Source organism: Streptomyces sp. NPDC007095, assembly GCF_040634475.1.
Lineage (GTDB): Bacteria > Actinomycetota > Actinomycetes > Streptomycetales > Streptomycetaceae > Streptomyces.
On sequence record NZ_JBEYFS010000139.1, the window covers coordinates 1 to 20115 of the forward strand.

At 69.4% G+C, this 20115-nt stretch carries 23 protein-coding genes and 3 pseudogenes; 13 read left to right on the forward strand and 13 right to left on the reverse strand.

Translation table 11 applies throughout. The annotated features are described in order from the left end of the window. Positions 1–458: 458 nt before the first annotated feature. Entirely contained in the window at positions 459–1667 is a 1209-nt protein-coding gene (locus tag ABZ656_RS36655; protein WP_360273947.1) for a PP2C family protein-serine/threonine phosphatase, read from the reverse strand. A gap of 1558 nt (positions 1668–3225) precedes the next feature. After that, a complete protein-coding gene (locus ABZ656_RS36660; RefSeq protein WP_101403110.1) occupies positions 3226–3450 on the reverse strand; it encodes a hypothetical protein in 225 nt (74 codons plus the stop codon). A 129-nt stretch (positions 3451–3579) separates the two neighbouring features. Here ABZ656_RS36660 and ABZ656_RS36665 point away from each other — a divergent pair. Continuing rightward, positions 3580–3720 (forward strand): annotated as a pseudogene (locus ABZ656_RS36665) (Ku protein); the annotation flags it as partial. A gap of 24 nt (positions 3721–3744) precedes the next feature. On the opposite strand, the gene ABZ656_RS36670 reads toward ABZ656_RS36665, so the two are convergent. Further along, a complete protein-coding gene (locus ABZ656_RS36670; protein ID WP_355491945.1) occupies positions 3745–3963 on the reverse strand; it encodes a hypothetical protein in 219 nt (72 codons plus the stop codon). Between the two features lie 46 nt (positions 3964–4009). Continuing rightward, positions 4010–4342 carry a DUF6233 domain-containing protein gene (locus ABZ656_RS36675; protein ID WP_101403111.1) on the reverse strand — a complete coding sequence of 111 codons (333 nt, stop codon included), beginning with the start codon at positions 4340–4342 and terminating at the stop codon, positions 4010–4012. Between the two features lie 45 nt (positions 4343–4387). On the opposite strand from ABZ656_RS36675, the gene ABZ656_RS36680 reads away from it, so the two are divergent. The 5 genes from ABZ656_RS36680 (at position 4388) to ABZ656_RS36700 (ending at position 7374) form a co-directional block, all read left to right on the forward strand. Continuing rightward, entirely contained in the window at positions 4388–4612 is a 225-nt protein-coding gene (locus ABZ656_RS36680) for a hypothetical protein (RefSeq protein WP_101403112.1), read from the forward strand. Beyond that, on the forward strand, positions 4612–4812 hold the full coding sequence (locus ABZ656_RS36685; protein ID WP_360273952.1) for a hypothetical protein: 201 nt from the start codon (positions 4612–4614) through the stop codon (positions 4810–4812). The genes ABZ656_RS36680 and ABZ656_RS36685 overlap by 1 nt, the downstream gene beginning before the upstream one ends. Positions 4813–4870: 58 nt before the next feature. Beyond that, positions 4871–5101, forward strand: a complete 231-nt coding sequence (locus tag ABZ656_RS36690) for a hypothetical protein (protein ID WP_101403114.1) — start codon at positions 4871–4873, stop codon at positions 5099–5101. 179 nt (positions 5102–5280) lie between these two features. Beyond that, positions 5281–5646 carry a hypothetical protein gene (locus ABZ656_RS36695; protein WP_129592212.1) on the forward strand — a complete coding sequence of 122 codons (366 nt, stop codon included), beginning with the start codon at positions 5281–5283 and terminating at the stop codon, positions 5644–5646. An 894-nt stretch (positions 5647–6540) separates the two neighbouring features. Then, the gene (locus ABZ656_RS36700; protein WP_360273957.1) at positions 6541–7374 is read left to right on the forward strand and encodes a PIG-L family deacetylase; all 834 of its coding nucleotides are present in this window, start codon (positions 6541–6543) and stop codon (positions 7372–7374) included. Positions 7375–7938: 564 nt separating this feature from the next. Here the strand turns inward: ABZ656_RS36700 and ABZ656_RS36705 are convergent. Beyond that, positions 7939–8085, reverse strand: a pseudogene (locus ABZ656_RS36705) (pyridine nucleotide-disulfide oxidoreductase); the annotation flags it as partial. Further along, the gene (locus ABZ656_RS36710) at positions 8078–8431 is read right to left on the reverse strand and encodes a hypothetical protein (RefSeq protein ID WP_360274015.1); all 354 of its coding nucleotides are present in this window, start codon (positions 8429–8431) and stop codon (positions 8078–8080) included. The gene ABZ656_RS36710 and the pseudogene ABZ656_RS36705, both read right to left, overlap by 8 nt. A gap of 4 nt (positions 8432–8435) precedes the next feature. Between ABZ656_RS36710 and ABZ656_RS36715 the strand changes: the two genes are divergently transcribed. Beyond that, positions 8436–8738, forward strand: a complete 303-nt coding sequence (locus tag ABZ656_RS36715) for an SDR family oxidoreductase (RefSeq protein ID WP_360274009.1) — start codon at positions 8436–8438, stop codon at positions 8736–8738. A gap of 21 nt (positions 8739–8759) precedes the next feature. Here ABZ656_RS36715 and ABZ656_RS36720 read toward each other — a convergent pair whose 3' ends face one another. Then, the gene (locus tag ABZ656_RS36720; RefSeq protein ID WP_360273960.1) at positions 8760–10499 is read right to left on the reverse strand and encodes a hypothetical protein; all 1740 of its coding nucleotides are present in this window, start codon (positions 10497–10499) and stop codon (positions 8760–8762) included. A gap of 349 nt (positions 10500–10848) precedes the next feature. Here ABZ656_RS36720 and ABZ656_RS36725 point away from each other — a divergent pair, with 349 nt between their 5' ends. Continuing rightward, positions 10849–12231 (forward strand): VCBS repeat-containing protein, encoded by a 1383-nt coding sequence (locus ABZ656_RS36725; RefSeq protein WP_180362282.1) that lies wholly within the window; start codon positions 10849–10851, stop codon positions 12229–12231. A 395-nt stretch (positions 12232–12626) separates the two neighbouring features. Here ABZ656_RS36725 and ABZ656_RS36730 read toward each other — a convergent pair whose 3' ends face one another. Further along, the gene (locus ABZ656_RS36730) at positions 12627–13091 is read right to left on the reverse strand and encodes a DUF5709 domain-containing protein (RefSeq protein WP_101403119.1); all 465 of its coding nucleotides are present in this window, start codon (positions 13089–13091) and stop codon (positions 12627–12629) included. 313 nt (positions 13092–13404) lie between these two features. Between ABZ656_RS36730 and ABZ656_RS36735 the strand changes: the two genes are divergently transcribed. Further along, complete coding sequence (locus ABZ656_RS36735; RefSeq protein ID WP_101403120.1) at positions 13405–14808, forward strand: ADP-ribosylglycohydrolase family protein; 1404 nt, start codon at positions 13405–13407, stop codon at positions 14806–14808. 82 nt (positions 14809–14890) lie between these two features. Here ABZ656_RS36735 and ABZ656_RS36740 read toward each other — a convergent pair whose 3' ends face one another. Then, positions 14891–15043, reverse strand: coding sequence for a toxin-antitoxin system HicB family antitoxin (locus ABZ656_RS36740; protein WP_101403121.1), 153 nt, complete (start codon positions 15041–15043; stop codon positions 14891–14893). A gap of 158 nt (positions 15044–15201) precedes the next feature. Here ABZ656_RS36740 and ABZ656_RS36745 point away from each other — a divergent pair, with 158 nt between their 5' ends. The 3 genes and pseudogenes from ABZ656_RS36745 to ABZ656_RS36755 form a co-directional block, all read left to right on the forward strand. Beyond that, positions 15202–15858: a transposase gene (locus tag ABZ656_RS36745; protein ID WP_360273966.1), complete on the forward strand. Its 657-nt coding sequence runs from the start codon at positions 15202–15204 to the stop codon at positions 15856–15858. Positions 15859–16053: 195 nt separating this feature from the next. Then, entirely contained in the window at positions 16054–16950 is an 897-nt protein-coding gene (locus ABZ656_RS36750; protein WP_360273969.1) for a polysaccharide deacetylase family protein, read from the forward strand. 104 nt (positions 16951–17054) lie between these two features. Further along, positions 17055–17235 (forward strand): annotated as a pseudogene (locus tag ABZ656_RS36755) (3-methyl-2-oxobutanoate hydroxymethyltransferase); the annotation flags it as partial. A 26-nt stretch (positions 17236–17261) separates the two neighbouring features. Here the strand turns inward: ABZ656_RS36755 and ABZ656_RS36760 are convergent. From ABZ656_RS36760 to ABZ656_RS36775, 4 genes are all read right to left on the reverse strand, one after another. Then, the gene (locus ABZ656_RS36760) at positions 17262–17807 is read right to left on the reverse strand and encodes a hypothetical protein (RefSeq protein WP_360273972.1); all 546 of its coding nucleotides are present in this window, start codon (positions 17805–17807) and stop codon (positions 17262–17264) included. A gap of 21 nt (positions 17808–17828) precedes the next feature. Then, positions 17829–18239 (reverse strand): MBL fold metallo-hydrolase, encoded by a 411-nt coding sequence (locus ABZ656_RS36765; protein WP_360273975.1) that lies wholly within the window; start codon positions 18237–18239, stop codon positions 17829–17831. Positions 18240–18319: 80 nt separating this feature from the next. After that, positions 18320–18775, reverse strand: a complete 456-nt coding sequence (locus ABZ656_RS36770) for a PaaI family thioesterase (RefSeq protein ID WP_360273978.1) — start codon at positions 18773–18775, stop codon at positions 18320–18322. Positions 18776–18826: 51 nt separating this feature from the next. Beyond that, positions 18827–19444: a LysE family translocator gene (locus tag ABZ656_RS36775; RefSeq protein ID WP_360273981.1), complete on the reverse strand. Its 618-nt coding sequence runs from the start codon at positions 19442–19444 to the stop codon at positions 18827–18829. Positions 19445–19556: 112 nt separating this feature from the next. On the opposite strand from ABZ656_RS36775, the gene ABZ656_RS36780 reads away from it, so the two are divergent. Further along, positions 19557–20009 carry an Lrp/AsnC family transcriptional regulator gene (locus tag ABZ656_RS36780; protein WP_101403125.1) on the forward strand — a complete coding sequence of 151 codons (453 nt, stop codon included), beginning with the start codon at positions 19557–19559 and terminating at the stop codon, positions 20007–20009. The last annotated feature ends 106 nt before the right edge of the window (positions 20010–20115 follow it).

Consider the following 20115-nt stretch of genomic DNA (forward strand, 5'->3'; position numbering starts at 1 on the left):
AGGCCGACATCGCCACCGCCGCCGAGCTCGGCAAGCGCGTCGTCGAGGTCGCCCGCGTCTACGCCGCAGGCCGCACCGCCCTCGCAGCCTGAGCGGTTTTCCCACTGGCCGTGTCCCCGTACCGCCACCACGCCGCATCGCGGGGGCGGCTGGTCTGGAGGCGGTCGAGGGGGGGGTGAACTGGATGGGGATGGCGTCGGCGTAGTCGTAGTAGCCGTCCCGTTCTTCGGCGCCGTACCAGCCGCCGGCGATTCTTCCGATCTTGCCCCGCACGGTGCCCTGACCTGTGCAAAGACAAAGTCGGTTGAGATGTGGACGCCTCACCTGGGCCGCCGCACAGTGACGCATTGAGTTTCCTCGGATTCCCAGCCCGGACGCCGGGGGAGGAGGTGCCGACCGAGTACCCGGCCCGGCCGAAGACGGAGCACGAGCACAGCGAGGCTCGGCGCACTGCCGCATCACCGGTGCTGCGGACGCCATTCGAAGAGCAGGATGGTCACGTCGTCCCGCAGTTGGTTGCGCTGGTAATCGAGGATGGCGTGGATGAGCAGCCGCAGCACCTCGGCCGGGCGCTGTCCGGCGGCGGAGGAGCGGATGATGAAGTCAGTGAACCGGTCGAGGCCGAACTCTGCGCCGTCCGCGTCGCGAGCTTCCACGACACCGTCGGTGTAGAGCAGGACGCAATCGCCCGGTTCCAGGGTCGTCTCGTGGACCTGCCGGGCTGCCGGGGCGAGTGGGCCGGCCAGGCCGATCGGCGGCTGTGGGGGGCTGTCCAGCGCCCGGGCGAGCACCCGCTCGCCACGGATCAGCAGCGGTGGGGGGTGACCGCAATTGACCCAGCTCAGCACCCCGGTCTCGGCGTCGAGCCGGCACAGCACACCGGTGCAGAAGTGGTCGGGCAGCCACTGGGCGAGGGCCTGGTCGACGGCGCCGACGACGTCGGCCAGGTCGGCACCACTCCGGCGGGCGTTGCGCGCTGCCGCCATGGCGACCGACGTGGTCAGGCCGGCGGTCAGATCGTGACCCATGGCGTCGAGGATCATGGTGTGCAGGATGTTCTTGGCCACCGAGTGGTCGAAGGCGTCGCCGGCGATGTCGTACGCCGGTTCCAGGACCGCGGTCGATACGCACCTTCTGCTGCCGATGGTGCGGGGTGGCAGGAAGGCCCGCAGCATCTCGGCGGGCAACCGCATGGTCGCAGTGCGGGTGCGGGCGGCGAGCCAGTCGCTGTAGGCGCGCTTGGAGGTGATCAGCATGGCGAACAGATGGGCCAGCATCCGGCTGCGGCGCATCCGCACCCCGTCGAGCGAGGCGGTCCGCACCGCCAGCACGCCCAGCCGCTCCGCACCGTCGACCAGAGGCATCCAGAGGATCAAGCCGTCGTCGGCCTCGGCCACCCGCGGGGAGACCGTGCGGTACGCCCAGCCGGCCGACGAGCGGTCCACCGGCAGCGGCTCCAAAGTCTCGTCGAGTGGGATGAGCAGCCGTTGTTGCAGGTCGACGAGGTAGATCTGCGCGGTGTCCAGGCCGAGGGCGGAGGTGCACCGGTTCGCCAGGGCGGGCAGTTCGACTGGCAGGGCAGTCTGCGCCTCGATGATCAGTTCTTCCAGCCGATTCTCGTCGACGGTGGTGTCGGGACCGGAGGACGCGTGTGGTGGGTCCGACACGGGGATCACCCCTTTCGTGCCCAGTTTCACACCGATCCCGCCCTCTCTCACGTCGGCCCGTGGCGAGGGCGAGAGCGACGCCGGGGCGGTCAGCTGAGCTCGGCCGGGCACACCTCATGCGCCGGCCACGTGATCAGCCGGTCCGGTATCAAGGTCACCGTTCCACCGCCGAAATCCAGTCCGGTCCTTTGCGAGGGCGAACCGGGACTCTCTCGGTTGGCCTTGCCCCTGACGTGCGAATCCGAGAACGTCCGGGGAGTCAGAGGCAAAGTGGTGTGAGGGGGACAGCCCGGACGACAACGGGGTACGGGCAGTGCCGGTTTCTGAACCCCATAGCGTCACTTGAAGGCGTCACAGCGTGACGCTTTCTGAACGCGATTGCCTCTGGCGATAGGCCCGGGTGCGACACCTCGGTGAGCAGTACAGCGCATCCACCCGCTTGCGGTTGCCGCCCGTAACCTCGCCGACGAACCACCAGCCCTTGCAGACCGGGCACCGCTTCTTCGGCCGGCGGTACGGACGGCCCTCGCGCAAGGCGGCGGCGAACTCCAGATTGCTCCGCAACGACTCCTCCCGCTCACGCTTCCATCTCCACGCTTTCGTGCGGCAGGCCGCTGAGCGGTACCGGCGTGACTCCCGGCTGCCCTCGGGCAGCGGGCTGCCGCACTGGCTGCAAGTCCGGACGCTCTTCCTTGCCACAGCTCCAGGATCCCTCTGGACGACCCCACGCGACCCGGAACGACACCGAAGTGGCAGGCCCGCAGAGTTCACGCCTCCCGCTGTCAGCCGGTCGGGTCCGGCTGAGCGAGGTCAGGGCGGCCGTCCGTCCGCTGACGATGAGCGGACGCGCAGTACGGGAGGCGAGAACCCACTCGCAGCCTGACCACCACACCGATGGTGTCCGTCAAAGCGGAACAAGCTCAGCCACGGTAGGCCCGCCAAGGCTGTCAGCCGCTCGTGCACCCTGGCGATGGCAGGTACGGGCCTCACACGGGGGGCCGTCCGATCGGCTGCCGCTGCTGGCCTCATGAACCAGCGTCCAGCCTTGTTCCTGCCCCGGATCGGGGCGGGCGCTTGTGCTTCAGCGTCTCGCCTTCCTCCAGAGGCCGATGGCTACCCAACCGAGGAGTCCGCTGGTGCCGAGGTCGAAGATCAGGGAGGGAGCGTCGGTGTCGTGACCCGCGCTTATCAGGCCGCCGATGGCAAGGCAGGTGAGTAGAACGGCAAGCAGGATCCAGACGGCCTTCACTGCGCCCCCAAGGCGTGTTCGGTGAGGGCGACAAGGTAGCGGGCTCGGGCGTCCGCGTGTCACCCCTTCGGCGCGATCCGTTCCCCGGGCTTGGTCTCGTCGACCTCCACGCTGGTGCACCCGTCGGCTGCGAGCTCGCCCTTCCGCCGGTCAGCGCTGGTCTTGTCGTAGCTGACGACGGAGACGGGGGGCGTGCGGTGGGGGTCGGTCGGTCCAGGGGAGTCCGTAGTTCTGCATCGTGATCGCTATGTCTGCATCATCGCTGCCGCCACTGACAGCGGGCCGCACCGGGCGTCGTAGCAGGGCTCGTCACGTCGGTCGCGACCATGCTTCGGGGCCGCCGCCGTGCCACTCGATCAGATGCGAGTCGGCTACATCGATCTCGTCGACACCTTCCAGCCCGGCGTGCCGGAGGAAGGCGGTCAGCTCGCCAAGCGAGCGTGCGGTGCCGATGAGCTCTCCGTTGACGCGCACCCGCCGGCTGCCGTCGGTCGGGGATGGCGGGTACACGATGACGTCGAGCGCTCCGGGCATGGTCTCAGGCTCGCTCGCCCTGCCCGGATGCGCATCCGGACTGCGGCCCCGGAGCCTCCCGCGCACCGTGCGCCGGACGGTGTGGACGCTCGTAGGCTGACCTTCTCGGGCACGTCGCGGAGGTCTGCCATGGCTCGAACCATCTGGTCAGGCGCCATCTCGTTCGGCCTGGTCACGGCGCCCATCCACGTCGTGAGCGCCACCGAGGATCGCAGCATCCGATTCCACCAGGTCCACCTCGAGGACATGGCGCGCGTCCGCGTCCGGAAGCCGCGCAGCGCCCAAGGCGACAGATCACCCTGGCGCCGTCCATACCTCGGGCCCGCCACCGCGCCAGTCGATGAGTTCGGGGTCGTCGATCGTCGTATCCGCCTCAGGTAGGCCTGCGAGGCGCATGAGCTCGACCAGGTCCAGCAGGTGATAGGCCGTGCCGACTGGCTCGCCGCGGATCGTCACCTGCCGGCCGCCGTCCGGCTGCGGCGGGTGTACCACCACCGACACACTCTCGGGCACGGTTCCAGCCTCTCACTCGGAGAGTCTGAATACACGTCTGCCCAGGTCATTCCAGGTAGCCGAGTTCCGAGTCGGGCCGGCAGTGCGGGCATGCGTCCACTCCGTCGGCGAGTGCCCGGAGCGCATGGTCCCGCTGGACTCCCTTGCTGCGCTTCCCGGCCATGTGGCAGCCGCCGACGTGGACGTACACCGCGTGCCGGCCGTCGAGGCCCTCCTCGATGAGCCAGTCGGGCTCGGGGGGCCGGGCATGTTCGCCGTGTCGGCGCTCGGCATCCCGCTGCTCGGCTGCTGTGATCTGCTGCCGGACCCGGTCGAGGGTGTGGGCGAGCCAGGTCTCCAGGGTGCGGAGTCTGGTCAGGTCGGGCGGCAGGTCGTGCAAGCGTCCAGCTTGGACCATAATTCGCACACGCGCTCTAATCGAGTCATGTCCAGACATCGAGTCGACTACCTCACCGACACCCAGGAGCGCATCCTCCGCTGTATCCGCGAGGCCATCACCGACCCTGGCGAGGCGCCGACCGCGCAGGAGATCGGGGAGTGTGTCGGCATGCGCAGCCGCGCCTCCATGCACGACCAGCTGGGGGAGCTGGAGTCGGAGAACGCGATCGTCCGGGAGCCGGGCCGACGCCGCGGGGTCAGGCCGGCGTGATGGGCGACGAGCGGCATCACCTCACCCTGTACACCGGCGCCCGGCCGGTGATTCAAGGCTGGTGGGGCAGCTGGGACACGGCGGACGGCATGTTCACGCTGTGGATCGGTAAGCACGGCAACGTCGAAGAGGCCCGCATCGTCCTCGTGGACGAGGAGGAGCGGCGGGTCCTCGCGTCCTGGCCTGACACGGACGAGTGATGACTACCCCGGACGCCGCGCGAGCCTGCCATGCTCAGCGCGAACCATGGAGGGGAGCGTGGTCCCCCGCCCTTACCCGAACGCCGACCGCGCGCGGCGGCAGACCACCCGCCACGACCATGAGACCGGGCCAGTCGGTGACCAGTCGCGCTCCTTGTCGCCGCTCACGCTGAAGCTGACGGCCGAGGTGTCCGCCGGGCTCCAGGTGTTCGTTTCGTCGCTGGCGAAGATGCTGACGCCCGCAAGGCAGGCCCCGCCCGTCGACGAGCACCGCTTGTCGACCCGCTGATCCTGCCCCCGCCTGCGAGACTGGCCGTGCCCTTCACCGCAACCCCCGCCGGTGAGGGGCGCCTCGTTGGCAGTGCGGCCGTCACGCTGATCGCACCTTCCCGACAGCATGAGCTACCAAGTCGGGTTTGCTGCACCCCGTTCACCCCGAACGGGGTGCGCTGCTCCAGGGAGGGCGTCGTGCCGAGCTTCAAGAGCCTCGCCGAGCTGGCCGCCTGGCATGAGCAGCAGGCCGACCTGCTCGCACGCCCTCATCGGCGCGTGGCCGTGCTCGTTGAGCACCAGCAGTCCGCGGTTCTTCTGCGTCGCATGATCGGCAACCGCGCCTTGACCGACCCGAACCGGCTCGTTCTCGCCGGCCCGCTGCCCCCGGAAGCGCCCGGCCTGTGGTGCGAGCGCCACGGCTACCGCTGCATTTCCAGCTGGGGAGTTGCCGGTGTCATTGCGCAGCGCGGCAGCGAGCTGCCAGTCGCCGCGTCCCTTGGGGACACTCTGGTGTGGGATGGGAAGCAGATCACTGTGAAGGGTGCCGGCCCGCCTGCTTGAGCGCCATCGCCACTTCGTACCGGGGCGTCTTCGGCGAACCCGTCACTGTGACGTGCAGGTGGGCGAAGGCGAAGGAGGAGCTCGGGGGCCGAAGAGGAGAGGGGTGGGAGGCGGCCGCATTCAGTGGACGCGGAGAAGGCGGTCCTGCGGGCCATGCTCAGGTCCCGGGATGCGGTTGCGGACATCGTGGATCACGACAACGGACTGCTCGTCGCACTGTCATTACATGCGGCGCGGGCACTCGTTGGTGGGACCGTCGGCCCAAGACCGTCCCACCCATGCCAAACCCTCGCTACACTCCCCACCGACAGGCCGTTGACCAGCAGAAATACAGAAGTCCGGCTGGAGTATTAGTAGGCCAGTAGCGTTTCGCTACCTGGCCCGGTCAGAGGCTCTGCGTTCGTTGCACACCGCGCCGCCATCACTCGTTCAGTGACCACGCTGCAAATACTCGGTGAACCTGCCAGAGACGCAACGGAAGTTGAGACAACCACCGATGAAGCGGCGTGAGGCACCCCGAGAGACCGCAGGTCAGAGCCTCGGTGCATGCTGGCAAGCGTGAGATCCTACACGTTGCTGTAGGACCTCAAGTTTCGTGTCGGAATCTCACGGCTGGTGCCGACGTCGGCGTTTCAACGCGAACGAGGTACAGGCGCGACCTGCAAGTCTCAGCGCCACGTCGGATCCGACTTCCATCCCTGGAAGGCCAAGCGGCCGCGCCGGGAACAGCCGGTCCGGCCGGGACTGTTGCATCGACCGAGGGACCGGCGCCGCACGGGCGGGGAACACGGAGACCACAAAGGTTGTCCGCCCCACCAGGATCCGGGCCCCAGGATCGCGGTACGCCCGCCGCGCTACTTGGACCAAGACGTATTTCTGCAGGAGGACTGTTTCATGACTGACCGGCCCTTGACGCTCATGGCAGTACACGCCCACCCCGATGACGAGGCCACCGGAACCGGAGGGGTCCTCGCGCGGTACGCGGCGGAAGGCATCCGCACGGTTCTCGTGACGTGTACAGACGGCGGTTGCGGTGACGGACCGGGGGGTGTCAAGCCGGGCGATCCCGGACACGATCCGGCGGCGGTCGCCTTGATGCGCCGTCAAGAACTTGAGGCGAGCTGTGACGTCCTGAAGGTCAGCGATCTGGAGATGCTGGACTATGCCGACTCCGGGATGACGGGCTGGCCGAGCAACGACGCCCCCGGATCCTTCTGGCAGACCCCCGTGCAGGAAGGCGCGTCCCGACTCGCGGAACTCATGCGGCACTACCGACCTGATGTGGTCGTCACCTACGACGAGAACGGCTTCTACGGCCACCCCGACCACATCCAGGCCCACCGCATCACGATGGCGGCGCTGGAGATGACCGCGCTGGCACCGAAGGTGTACTGGACCACGGTGCCCCGCTCGATGATGCAGCGGTTCGGCGAGATCATGCGCGAGTTTCATGAGGACATGCCGGAGCCGGATCCTGCCGAGACCGCCGCGATGGCCGAGATCGGCCTCCCCGACGATGAGATCACCACGTGGGTGGACACCACCGCGTTCAGCGGTCAGAAGTTCGACGCGCTGGCCGCGCACGCCAGTCAGGGCGAGAACATCTTCTTCCTCAAGATGGGCAAGGAGAGGTTCGGCGAATTGATGGGCATGGAGACCTTCGTACGTGTCCAGGACGCCACCGGCGCGGCCATACCCGAGAACGATCTCTTCGCCGGACTGCGCTGATCCGTCCGACCGGCCGGGAAAGCGCATCGACCGCACGGCGCGATCGAGCGGGTCACACACCCGGAGGCTTGTCCACGCGAGTTCCGCTCCGGCAGCCCGCGTCCAGGCCCTCGCCCACGGCGTCGACGCGTGCCCGCACTTCCGACCCGACACCGCGCTCGTCTCCCACCTGGCAACCGGACAGGTGGGAGACCTGCGGGCTGTTGACTCGGAAGGTGCGCGACGGCCCAGGTCACAAGCCCGGCGGTCTGCTCCGATCACAACAGACCGCTGAGGAAGCGACACAAAGCTGAGGCTTCGATGTCCGACACGCCGTGAGGCCACGGAAGATGCAGCAGGTCCCGAGGGCGGTCTCCGACACCAACCGCGAGACCCTACAGTTGCGCCCCCTGGTACGGCCTCGGCGGGAGCCCGCTGCGTGCGACCTGCCGCCTAGACGCCGGGACGAAGTACTGAGGAGACTGGCAGAGCATGAACGAGGCCGGGACCTGGTGGTCCCGGCCTTCGCGTGTGTGGAGGGATGAGCCACCACCCGATCCACGAGATCCCAGTTTCGCTGCTTGGAGCGTAGAGCCAGGTGCCGTCCATTCCTCGGACCAGACAGGTCTCGTCGACAGCGAGCCAGGATCCGGGGGGGGCCAGGCCCACGGTCTCCAGGCCGATGTCGTCGGTGCGCGGCGCCCGACCGGTGGCGAACACGACCTCATCGGCGGCCGGCGGGGCGGGCTCGTTCACCGCCGACCAGGCCGAACGGTGGGGCGCCGTCGCCGAGGTGCTGCCGCTGGAGCGGGCGGTGCTCGCCGCACCCGACGTGGCGCTGCGCTGGGAGCGGATCGACCTGGTGGCCACCCGCTTCCGTGACGCCGACGCCCTGGCTCACCTCGCACCGCAGTGCGTCAAAGTGCAGCTCACCGGCCCCTGGCAAACGCTGCTCCTCGACATCGACTCCGAAGTCCACCTCTACCCGGCCCCTCCCACCGACCCCACCGCCCTCCTGACCGGCCCAGCGGAGTCGGCTGTGCGGGTCCGTCTTCGCCGAGTCGGGGGTCGAGGGCATCTCGATCTACAGCGCCAGCAAGGGCGGCGTCACCGCGCTCGCCCGCGCCGCCGCCGTCGAACTCGGCCCCGACGGCATTCGCGTCAACAGCGTCATCCCGACGGTGATCCGCACCCGTCTCACCGAAAGCGGCATCACCAGGAACGAGGACGGTACCGAGTACCACCCTCATGGCGAGAAGATCCCGCTGGGCCGGCTCGGTGAGCCCGAGGAAGTGGCCAACGCGACCCTCTTCCTGCTGTCGGACCTCTCCTCCTACATCACCGGTCAGACACTGATGGTCGACGGCGGGCAAAGCGTCAACTGAACCTGCCACAGCACTGTTTCCTCAGCGCGGGGACCGGAATCGAAGAGTCTGGTCCCCGCGGCTGGCCACTGAGCCGTTCCCACTTGGCTGTTCGGAGCAGCAAAGGCTCAGCGGGGCCGCGGTGTCGAGTCGGCAGAAGCACGACGTCTCGATGGGAACGTCCGCGAGCGCGGTGGCCATGGTGAGTTGCTGGGCGATGATGCGGGCTTCCCCCCTCTTGCCGAGCCGTAAGAGGCATTCATGGAAGCCGTGGAGTGCCCAGACGTTTCCGGGATGTTGTGAGGATCTGGGCAGGGTGTCGTCGAGTCCGAGGTCGGCCCGGTAGACGGCCTCGGCCTCCTCGACTCGGCCCTGTTCGAGCAGGAGCGCCCCGTAGGCGTGACGGGTCGGCTGCATCCAGCCCCAGGGTTCGTCATAGGGCAGATGGTCGTCGAGTTCGATGGAGCGCTGCAGGGAGGCGAATGCGAGGTCGTACTCGCCCCTGCGGTACTCGAGTTCGCCGTCGAGCATGGCGGCGGCGATGGCCAGGATGTCCCGGCAGGTGTTGTTGAACAGCGTCCGCGTCTCGGGAACCCGTGCGAACGCGCGGCGGAACAGCTCTCGTTCGGCCTCGGCCTCGGCGGTCGCCCCGGTCGCGGAGTACGCCACGCCGCGCGCGTAGTGCAGCATCGCAGTGGTGACGCAGTACAACTGCGGGTCGGAGGGCATCGGCAGCGCGAGGATCTCCTCCCACCGGCCGAACCGGATCAGTACGTGCACCCGCATGGCGAGGAACCCCTCCAGCCAGTCGGCCATGGGCGGGCTCTCCGCACGTAGCAGATCCTCGGGGATGGACGCCTCGAGCTGCGCGGCAGTCTCCAGCGCCGTCCTGGACTGGCCGAGGAACATCGCGCCGTAGATCTTGAAGTGATAGTTGTGCGAGCGGTACAGCGTGTAGAAGTTCATCGCGCCGGCCCGTCGCAGGTACTTCTCGTCGGCCTTGATCGCGGCACTGTTGGCCGACACGACCCGTCGGTAGTCCCCGCACAGCACGTCGAGGTGGGAGGGCATGTGCTGCAGGTGCCCTGCGTCCGGTACCAGCCCCGGCAGCCGGTCGGCGACGGTGAGGGCTTCCTCCGGCGTCGGCGACATCTCCATCAGATGGATGTACATGTGCAGGATGCCCGGGTGACCGGCGCCGGTCTCGGTCAGCAACGCGCGGTCGAGGACGGCCTTCGCCTCCAGCGTGCGTGCACCAGGGGCGGGCTCGCCCGTGCGCAGATCCCACAGCTGCCACGGGGTGAGGTTCATCAGCGCGTCCGCGTAGAGCGTGGCGACATCCGGGTCGTCGGGCGCGAGTTCGTACACGGCACACACGGCCTCGGCGTACGGCTCGTTCCAGACGGAGCAGTCCTCGACGGCGCGCGAGGCGGGATAGCGCTCGCGCAGTGCCTCGATGAGCGCGCGCTCGATCGGCGTGGCCGTGCCGCACAGCGCGTGAGCCCGTTCGACGGCGGCGTGCGTCCGTTCCACCGTGTGCCGCAGATCGCCCTCGTCGAAGAACTCCCAAGGCTTGTTGTAGTTGGGGCCCAGGGCGTATGCGACACCCCAGTACGCCATGGCGCAGTCGGGATCCGCGGCCGCCGCCGATTCGAAGCAGATGACCGCCTCTTCGTGGTTGAACGCGTAACTCCACACCAGCCCGCGGTCGAACCAGCACTGTGCTTCGGGCGAGCGGGTCGACACGGGCCGGGTCAAGGTCCCGAGGTCGAAGTAGTCCATGAGGATCTCCTGCAGAGGGATATGGCTCGACGACACCGGCTTCTTCCTGCGTACAGCGGGCGCAGACAGTCACCGCCAGTCTATTTCTGCGGTCCTCGCCGCCTCAGTACCCCATGTGGCCTCGTTGTGTCCTGCCTGGTCGGCATCGCGGAGCCTGACGAATCCGATGGAGACCCTGGAGGCGGAAGGGCCCGGGACATTCGCGGACTGTTCGGGGTGAACCCCAGATGAAGGGACGGCGTACAACCGTTGGCGCCCTGTGTGGGTCTTGGTGGTTGCCGTGTGCGTGAGCAGCGCGGTCCACTGCCCTCCATCCTAGGGGTTTGCCATGTCCTCCCGGAGATTCCACGTGTCCGCCGTCGCTGTCGCCGCCGTCATGGCCGTGTCGGGGGCGACCCCCGCGGTGTCCTGTGCCGAAGACGCTCCTGCGGGTGCCCTCGCAGCCGATGCCGCGGCGTCCGTGCGTGCCGACTTCGACGGTGACGGATACACCGATGTCGCGATCGCCGCCCCCGGCGGCACTGTCAACGGCAGGGCGGGCGCCGGATACTTCGCCGTCGTCTACGGCATGGCCGAGGGCCCCAACGGTGTCAAGCGCCAGGTGATCAGCCAGGACCGCTACGGGATACCCGGCACAGCGGAGGCGGGTGACCACTTCGGCGGCCAGCTCACGGCGGCCGACCTGGACGGTGACGGATTCACCGACCTGGTGGTCGGAGCCCCGGGCGAGGACATCGGCAGTGCGCGTGACGTCGGGCTGCAGACCGTGGTGTGGGGAGGGGAAGGCGGGCTCGTCACCGCCGCCACTGTCGGTCAGGGCCGGGCGGAGACCCGGGCCGGTGACTTCGACGGGGACGGGCACCTGGACCTGGCGACGGCCTATCAGATGCGGTACGGGCCCATCAGCCGGAGCGGTATGGCGGCCCGCACCGGCCCCCTCGTCGACCTGGACGTCCGTGTCTACGCCATGGAAGCGGGCGATGTGGACGGCGACGGCACCACCGACCTGGTGGTCAGCAGTGGTTCATGGGACTCGGACGACGGGGGGACGATCCCGCCGCCCCGTCTGCAACTGCTGAAGGGGACTGAGAACGGTCTGGTGGCAGGGCCGTTCATCGCCTACCCCGACTCCGTGTCCGCGGACAGCATCGCCATCGGTGACATCGACGCCGACGGCCGGTCAGACGTCGTCTTCGGCCGCAGCACGGCGGCAGGGGGCGGCCTCGTGGGCGTGGTACGCGGCACGGCCAACGGGTTCGCGGCGCGGGCCACACTGATCGGCCAGAACACCCCCGGAGTCCCCGGGACGGGGGAGAGCGGCGACCGCTTCGGCACCGACGTCTCCGTCGGCGACATCACCGGCGACGGTTACGCCGACGTCGTCACCGGTGTCCCCGGCGAGGACCTGGCCGGCCGGACCGACGCAGGCACCTTCGCCGTCCTCAGGGGCAGTGCGACGGGTCTTTCCGGCACCAGGGTCCAGGTCTTCAGCCAGAACACGGCCGGGGTGCCCGGTACGGCCGAGAACGGCGACCGGTTCGGCAGCCGCACCGCCGTCGTCGGAGGGCACGTCGCCGTCTCGGCACCGGAGGAGAACAGCGGCTCGGGAGCCGTGTGGGTCTTCCCCGGCACCGCATCCGGTGTCACCGCGACCAGGTCGGTGAGCTTCGGACCGCGCACCCTGGCCGCGCCCGTCTCCGGCGCACGCTTCGGTGGCGCCTTCCACCGCTGAGGGCCGCTTCGCGTCGGCGGACAGCAGAGGGTTCCACCCCGGCAGGGAACCTGCCCGTCCTGGGGCAGGCTCCGTTCCGGCCGATACAGAGGGACGGCCCGGGCGCCGTCCACGTGCAGCGGACCACAGGCCGGAGTCGCTTCGCGTCCACCAACAGGCTTGACGCGTCGGTGAGATCGTGAGGCCGGGGGACCGGGCATGGTTGGCCAGTCTGTTCCCGTCGGGGGAGACGCGGCATGGTTGGCCAGTCTGTTCCCGTCGGGGGAGACGCGGCATGGTTGGCCAGTCTGTTCCCGTCGGGGGAGACGCGGCATGGTTGGCCAGTCCGTTCCCGTCGGCGGAGACGCGGCATGGTTGGCCAGTCCGTTCCCGTCGGCGGAGACGAAACTGGCAGGCTAGAAGGACTCGGAGTCGGGGATCAGGTGCATCGCGGCTTCCTCAGCCGATGCGCCCGCCCCGTCGACGCCGACGTCGTAAGCAATCAGGTCCTTCTCGGCGTCCTCGTGAGCGCCCTCGTCCGGCGCGATGAGGCGGCCGGCCCGCAGGTCTCCGACCTCGTCGTCGATGAGTTCCCCGTCGCCGCCCCAAAGGTCCCCGATGCCGTCGCCGACCTGGTCGGCGATATCCGGTACCTCCTCGGCAAGCCGCTCGTCCAGGCTCTCCCCTCGTTGCCGCTCCGCCGCCGTGACGCCGGTGTGCTCCACGCCCCAAGGCTTCTCCGGGGGTGAGTAGCCCTCGTCGAGAGCCTCGTCGATGCCGCGGTCGTCGAGGGTGTCCGAGACGTCCAGCAGTCCGGCGTCGTCCTGTACCTCCGAACCGTCCGGCTGGTAGACGTCATCACCCATCGCCTCGTAGGCCATGCGCGCTCCATTGTTCGGTGCTCCCTGCCAGGGATCTGACGGGAACACGGTTGTCCGGACCGGTTGTCCGGACCGGAGAGAACTCTCCTGGGCGGAGTGGGAAAGCCACCTTAGGACCAGAGGCCGAGGCAAGTCTGACTCTCCGCGCACCAGGTCTGTTCCCCCAACGCACTATGCCCAGAACTCTCATCCGTCACGCTCCCGGCCGCTCGCCGGGAGGGTGCCCGGTCGGCAGTTGCTCAGGCCCGCGAGGCAGTCACCGCCCGGCAATTGTCGTGGCGCTGCGGCAGGCGGGCTTGGCAGGATGTGGGAGATGCCCGCAGAGTTCCCCTTCCTCGACCCTTCCGCCAACCCTTCCTTCGATCACCGCTCCGCCGCCCGCGACGCCCTGCGCGGCTTGACGGTGGGTGACGCCTTCGGCGCCCAGTTCTTCGTACCGGACAATCTCCCCGGCCTGCGGGAGCGACGATTGCCTGCCGCGGAGTGGCCATGGACGGACGACACGGAGATGGCCTGCTCGGTCTTCGACGCGCTGCGCCGGCGCGGCAGCGTGGACCAGCATGAACTGGCGCACGGTTTCGCCCGCAGGCACGACTTCGACCGCGGCTACGGTCCGGCGATGAACCGGCTGCTGCGCCTGGTACGCGAGGGCGGCAGATGGCAGGAGCTGGCCGCGGGACTCTTCGACGGCCAGGGGTCGTGGGGCAATGGGGCTGCGATGCGGGTGGCGCCATTGGGCGCTTGGTTCGCCGTGGACCTGGCCGAGGCAGCAGCGCAGGCCGGGCGGTCGGCGCGGGTGACGCACACCCATGCGGAGGCGGTGGCCGGGGCCGTCGCCGTGGCGGTGGGAGCCGCGTGCGCCGCCCGCGGGCGCGTTCGGCAGGTGACCGGAGCCCAGTTGCTGGCGGCGGTGGAGGAGCTGACACCGGAGGGACGGGTCCGTGAGGGGGTGGCCGAGGCGCGGGAGCTGCTGGGCCAGCCGCACGCCGAGTACGCGGCGCACCGGTTGGGCAACGGGCGGCGGGTGAGCGCGGCGGACACGGTGCCCTTCGCCCTGTGGTGCGCGGCCCGGCACCTGGATGACTTCGAGGAGGCGATGTGGGCGTGCGCGTCGGTGGGCGGGGACGTCGACACCACCTGCGCGATCGTCGGCGGAATTGTCGCTGCGCGGGTGGGCACGGCGGGGATACCTGCCGCGTGGCGGGCTGCGTCGGAGGCGCTGCCGGAGTGGGTGCGCGAGGGCGAACCAGGTGAGGACCTCAGCCGCGTGGGGCTGGGCCGCGACGTGACGCCGCTGCGCCGCCCCGAGCCGGTTCCGGTGCCGGAGCTGGTGTGGACCCCGGGGCAATGGCAGCGTATCCGGCACGGTGTGCGGGCGCTGAGCATGGACGAGAAGTGGGACGCATACGTGGAGGGCGACCAGCTGACGCTGTATCGCAGTTGGACCGGTCGTGGCATCTTCCAGGTGACCGTGGCCGAGAACCCGGACGGCCGGCGGCCGGTGGCCGCGCTGGTCGAGTCGGACCCGGAACTGTACCGCCGCGGCGGCGACGAGACGGAGAGCGCCTTCCTCGAACTCTTCCTGCGTGCCTGGTACATGGACGATTCCCGGCCCGAACTGTGGGATCGGTACCAGGAGTTGCGCCGCGCCGAGGAGGCAGCGGCCAAGGAGACCCGCGCAGCGGACAAGGAGAACGACCAGCACGGCGGCAAATGATCCACGGGGGTTCCGGGTAGGGTGCCCGGTCTTTCAGGGCTGGGCGAATGCCCGCTCGCGCGTAGCGGGGCAGAGGTAGCCGTTACGCCTCCTGGGCGGAGCGGCGTTCATCATCCGCGACAGCGCGGCGTACGAGCGATACAAGCCATGAGTTCAGGGAAGGGTCGTCGGCGTCGGCGGTGGCCTTGGCCTGCTCGTGCAGATCGTCAGGGAGTCTCAGGTTCACATGTTTCATGGGACCATTATCGAGCTGGAAGGGTCCCACGCCGCGTTTCCGAACGTACCTGATGCCGCAGCAGGAGCAGCAGATGTTCCTGCACTGCGCGCACGCCTGGTACGTGCGGTGGCCCGAAGCTGAGCGCGAAGACCGGCAGGCAGGTCATGGGCCGGTCCGTGGTGGTGCACAAGCTCAACCGCCGGTGGTCTCAGGTCAAGGTGCCCGGCTGCGGCTGGGTCCGCTTCCGGCTCACCCGGCCCGAACTGCCCAAGGCGAAGACTTTCCGTGTCACCTTGCGCAACGGCCAGTGGCACGTGGCGTTCGCGGTCATCCCCGTACCGGTCGAGGCGCCCGGCACGGGCGAGGTCATCGGTATCGGCCGGGGCGCGAAGATCACGGCCGCCCTGTCGGACGGGCGGAAGCTGAGCTGCCCGCAGCTCACCGTGAAGGAACGTGCGAAGGTCCCTAAGCACCAGCTACGTTCCGCACGCGCCCCGAAGGGGAGCGAGCAGAAGACCGCCGGGTACACCAAGGTGGCCAAGCTGAAAGCGCGTGAAGCCGGCCGGCGCAAGGACTGGTGCGAGAAGACCAGCACGATGCCGGCCCGCACCTACGGCCTGGTGCGGTTCGAGAAGCTGAACATCAAGAACATGACCCGCTCGGCCAGGGGAACCGCCGGGCGGCCCGGCAAGCAGGTCCAGCAGAGAGCCGGACTGAACCGGGCGATCCTCGCGCAGGGCCGGGGCCTGCTGCGGCAGCGCACCGAGCACAAGGCCCCCGGCCGGGTCGAAGACGTACCCGCCCCCGACGATCAGCCGGTGCCGCACGGATGACAACGGCCACCAGCCGTTCGAGCATTCGTGAACCTCAAACCACCCCGGTTGGAATCCCCCTCTCTTAAGCGGGGGAGGATGTCAAAAGGGATTGTTGGCGAACCCTTGCCGCCCTCTTACTGATCATGTCTCTTTCGCCGCGTACGGTTCCCGTAGCGGGGTGTCCCGTCGAGGATCTTCGAACAAGGGGAACGGATGACACCCAGTCGCCGGGCAGTGCTGGCGGCCATGGCGGGAGGCGCGCTCGCCGGCTGCGCGGGCCCCCGGAGCACGGTCGACCGCAGCGCTTCCGTCACCGGTTCGCCCTCCACATCCGCGGCGATCGCAACCAGCAAGAGCACCCCGGGCCGCAGCCCGTCGGCCGGCGCGCCCAGCGCGTCACGCGCCGTCACCCGCGCCGACATCGTGGCCCGCTACGGGCACGCGGTGCCGCATACCTGGGGCTTCGACGCACCCGCCGTGGTCCACGCGCTGCCGACCGCCGAACGCGTGATCGCGCTGACCTTCGACGCCTGCGGCGGCCCGGGCGGCAGCGGCTACGACCGTGCGTTGATCGACTTCCTGCGTAGACGGGAGATACCGGCGACCTTGTTCATCAACTCCCGCTGGATCGACGCCAACCCCGCCGTCTTCCGCCGGCTGGCCGCCGAGCCGCTGTTCGAGATCGCCAACCACGGCACCCGCCACCGCCCGCTCTCGGTCACGGGCCGCTCCGCCTACGGCATCCCCGGCACCCGCAGCGCCGCCGAGGTGTACGACGAGATCTCCGGCAACCAGACCAAGCTCACCCGGCTGCTGGGCACGCCGCCACGCTTCTTCCGCTCCGGCACCGCCTACTGCGACGACGTCGCGGCACGGATCGTCACCGCCCTGGGAGAACGCTTCGTCAGCTTCTCGGTCAACGGCGACGGCGGCGCCACCTTCACCCCCGAACAGGTCCGTAGCACCGTCGCCGCCGCCCCCGGCGGATCCATCGTCATCTGCCACATGAACCACCCTCGGGGCGGCACTGCCCGAGGCATCACCGCCGCCGTCCCCCAGCTCCTGGCCACCGGCCACAGCTTCACCCGCCTTTCGGACGCCCTCCGCTGACGGTGCGTCCGGGCTGGGGCGGCGGCTGTCGAGAGGCCCCGGTTCATACGGCGGCCGACTCGGTCGACGTGACGCGGTCGCCCTGGAACGGAGTCCGGGGACGCTCCGGAATCCCGGTGTCGGCGCACATCGGATCCACCCCGCGGGCGGAGCATCAATCTCGGTGGCTACCGGGTGCAGGGGCGCGGTGGGGACGCGCAGCGGTTGGTCTCCGCCGCGAAGGCGCCTGAGGGGGCAGGCGCGTTCGCCGTGCTGATCAAGATGGTGCCCGGCGAGATCGCCGCCGCGAGTCAGCGCGGCACCGTCTTCGGCTACGCACGCGGATACGGCACACGCAGCGTCTCCGCCTCGACAGGGGTGTGCTCGGCGGCGTGCAGGCGTACGAGGTGTAGGGGCGGTCGGACAGCTGGGCGTTGAAGGCGCTCCGCCCGCGGACCGTCGCGAAGGACGACGGCGCCGCTGCGGAGCATCATGGCGATGAGGTCGGCGGCGAGTGCCTCGGGCGTGAGGCCCAGAAGGCGCGCGGCGTCGGTCAGCCAGGCCCGCGCGTGCAGGTACGGCTCGACGTCGTCGGTGCGGATCCCGCCGCGGATCATGAGGGCGAAGGCGGAGATCCGCCGGGCGCCGTACCAGATGGCGCCGTCGGGGTCGTCGACGAGACGCCGTGCGCGGCGCGGCGCGGTGACGAAGGCCGCACCGGGGTCGGCGGGGATCGGCCCGTGTGAGAGGAGCAGCGCGCGCGGGGCGAGGTCGGCCATCCGTTTCAGAGAGGCGAGAGCGGTGGCGGCGGCGTCGGGCCCGTCGAGGGCGAGGTTCACCCAGCCGACGTCGTAGTCCGACAGCGCGTCCCCGACCACGAGGAGCCGCTCCTCCGGCTGTCACAGCGCGAGGTGTCCGGGCGTGTGCCCGGGGGTGTGGACCACTTCCCGGTCGGCATCACCGAGGCGCAGGACCTGACCGTCGTCGAGCGCCGTGTCGACGGTGTACGGGCTTACGGGCTGGTCGAGGTATTCCGCAGCGCAGCAGCCCGGGTCCCCGCGGGCGACGGCGTCCGCCTCCGGGGCGCCTGCGGCGATGCCGGCGCCGCCCGCCTGCAGGAGGGCGTTGCCACCGACGTGGTCGGAGTGCCAATGGGTGTTCACGACCAGGCCGACGTCACCGGCGTGGGCGCGGGCCCAGGCAGCCGTGTCCTCGGCGTGGCCGACGAATCCGCTGTCGACCAGGGCCGGTTGGCGTCCGTGGAGCAGGAGTAAGTCGGCGTCGGGAAACGGCCGTTGCTGCCAGGTCACCAGGTCACCAGGTCACCAGGTCACCAGGGCGGCAGGGCGGCAGGGCGGCAGGTCACCAGGTCACCAGGGCGGCAGCGGGCTCACCGCTCGGGCCTGTTCACGCGGATCAGCGTCTGCTGGCCGTTGGCGACGAGCGACCGCCGGCCGTCCTGGACGCCGAACACCTCCAACTGGCACACGGTCAGGGTGCGGCCGGACTTCAGGACCGTTCCGACCGCCTCGATGTGGTCGCCGACGGCGGGCGCCAGGAGATTGATCTTGTACTCGACCGTGAGCACGTCGGTGTTCTCCGGGAACAGCGTGAACGCCGCGTAGCCGCCAGAGGTGGCCGCGATCGCGCTGGTGGCGCCGGCATGGAAGTAGCCGTGCTGCTGCGTCACTTCGGGTCGGCTAGGGAGGACGATGTGCACACGGCCCGGCGCGATCTGCGTGATCCGTGCGCCGAGGAGGCCCATCAGCCCCTGGCGGTCGAAACTCGTCCGGATGCGCGCCTGCACCTCGGGGCTCGCCTGTTCATGCTGCGCCTGCTCTTTCATGTGCTCCCCTTCGGCGGACATCACGGTGTTGAACGGGGTCGGGCGGGTCCGTCAGCCGGCCAGGCGTTCCACCAGCAGGAACCCACCGATGACGATCATCATGGCACCGGAGGCGCAGGTGACTGCCCGGGCCGCGGAAGGCCGGGTCCTCAGCACGGTGCGGGCCAGCACGCCGACGGCGACGTAGACCACGGCGCAGGCGGTCATGTGGAGGGTGCCGAGCAGTCCGGTCTGCGCGGCGACCGGCCAGCTCGCCCTGGGGTCGATGAACTGGGGGAACAGCGAGAAGTACAGAAGCAGCGCCTTCGGGTTGAGGCCGCTGATCCCGGCTCCCTTGAGCATGATCTGCCGACGCGAGGAGGGCATGGCCTCCGTGGACGCGCCCAGGACCGCCGGCCGCGACAGGACACTCCAGCCGAGCCACATCAGGTAGACGGCCCCCGCGACGGTCAGCGCGGTGAGAACGGTGGCCGAGTTCGCCACGATCACCACCAGGCCGGCCACGGCGAGCACCGTGTATCCCGCGTATCCGGCTATCAGGCCGGCGACCGCCGGGACGACCGACCGGTCTCGCAGCCCCGCCGTGATCGCGTAGGCCCAGTCCGCGCCCGGGGTCAACACCAGCAGCAGATCCACTGCCAGGAAAGCCGCCAGCGTCATCGTGTCCATCGACCGTTCCCTCTCAGGTTCCTTGCCCTGAGAGGGAAGATTAGGCGCAGTTTGCCCGAAAAAGTTTCTGTCTTTTCTCCATGATCGCGGCCGATGGAGGAAAATCTGCCTCATGGATGCCCTGGACCGGAAGATTCTTACCGAGCTACAGCTCGATGGCCGTCTGACGGTGACCGAGCTGGCCGCCCGCGTGAAGCTGAGCGTCTCGCCCTGCCACCGCCGCCTGCGTGACCTCGAACGGGAGGGCGCGATTCGCGGCTACCGCGCGGTCGTCGACCCGGCCGCCGTCGGTCTCCACTTCGAAGCCCTGGTCTTCGCCACCCTGCGCTGGGAGGACCGTGACACCGTCTCCGCGTTCGAGGAGGCCGTGGCCGCCGTCCCGCACGTCATCCAGGCTCAGCGCCTGTTCGGTGAGCCGGACTATCTCCTGCGCGTCGCCACCGCCGACCTGGCCGCCTTCCAGCAGCTGTACGACCAGCGGCTGGCCACTCTGCCGGGAGTCCAGCGCCTGACCTCCACCCTTGTCATGAAGCACGTCGTCGACGACCGCCCGCTGCCCGAGTAGGCCTTTTCTTCGTAGGTCATTTCTTTGAGGTCGACCGGCTGTGGCGGCCCATCGCCGCCACCGTGCTGTCCGACCCGACCCGACTCCATCCGATTCGACCCGACCC

What these genes read in the sequence shown, in the direction of transcription:
- ABZ656_RS36660 (WP_101403110.1), bottom strand. Translation starts at nt 3,450, where the DNA reads ATGCCCGGAGCGCTCGACGTCATCGTGTACCCGCCATCCCCGACCGAC.
- ABZ656_RS36680 (WP_101403112.1), top strand. Translation starts at nt 4,388, where the DNA reads ATGTCCAGACATCGAGTCGACTACCTCACCGACACCCAGGAGCGCATC.
- ABZ656_RS36685 (WP_360273952.1), top strand. Translation starts at nt 4,612, where the DNA reads ATGGGCGACGAGCGGCATCACCTCACCCTGTACACCGGCGCCCGGCCG.
- ABZ656_RS36700 (WP_360273957.1), top strand. Translation starts at nt 6,541, where the DNA reads ATGACTGACCGGCCCTTGACGCTCATGGCAGTACACGCCCACCCCGAT.
- ABZ656_RS36710 (WP_360274015.1), bottom strand. Translation starts at nt 8,431, where the DNA reads ATGCCCTCGACCCCCGACTCGGCGAAGACGGACCCGCACAGCCGACTC.
- ABZ656_RS36720 (WP_360273960.1), bottom strand. Translation starts at nt 10,499, where the DNA reads ATGGACTACTTCGACCTCGGGACCTTGACCCGGCCCGTGTCGACCCGC.
- ABZ656_RS36730 (WP_101403119.1), bottom strand. Translation starts at nt 13,091, where the DNA reads ATGGCCTACGAGGCGATGGGTGATGACGTCTACCAGCCGGACGGTTCG.
- ABZ656_RS36735 (WP_101403120.1), top strand. Translation starts at nt 13,405, where the DNA reads ATGCCCGCAGAGTTCCCCTTCCTCGACCCTTCCGCCAACCCTTCCTTC.
- ABZ656_RS36740 (WP_101403121.1), bottom strand. Translation starts at nt 15,043, where the DNA reads ATGAAACATGTGAACCTGAGACTCCCTGACGATCTGCACGAGCAGGCC.
- ABZ656_RS36750 (WP_360273969.1), top strand. Translation starts at nt 16,054, where the DNA reads ATGACACCCAGTCGCCGGGCAGTGCTGGCGGCCATGGCGGGAGGCGCG.
- ABZ656_RS36770 (WP_360273978.1), bottom strand. Translation starts at nt 18,775, where the DNA reads ATGAAAGAGCAGGCGCAGCATGAACAGGCGAGCCCCGAGGTGCAGGCG.
- ABZ656_RS36775 (WP_360273981.1), bottom strand. Translation starts at nt 19,444, where the DNA reads ATGGACACGATGACGCTGGCGGCTTTCCTGGCAGTGGATCTGCTGCTG.
- ABZ656_RS36780 (WP_101403125.1), top strand. Translation starts at nt 19,557, where the DNA reads ATGGATGCCCTGGACCGGAAGATTCTTACCGAGCTACAGCTCGATGGC.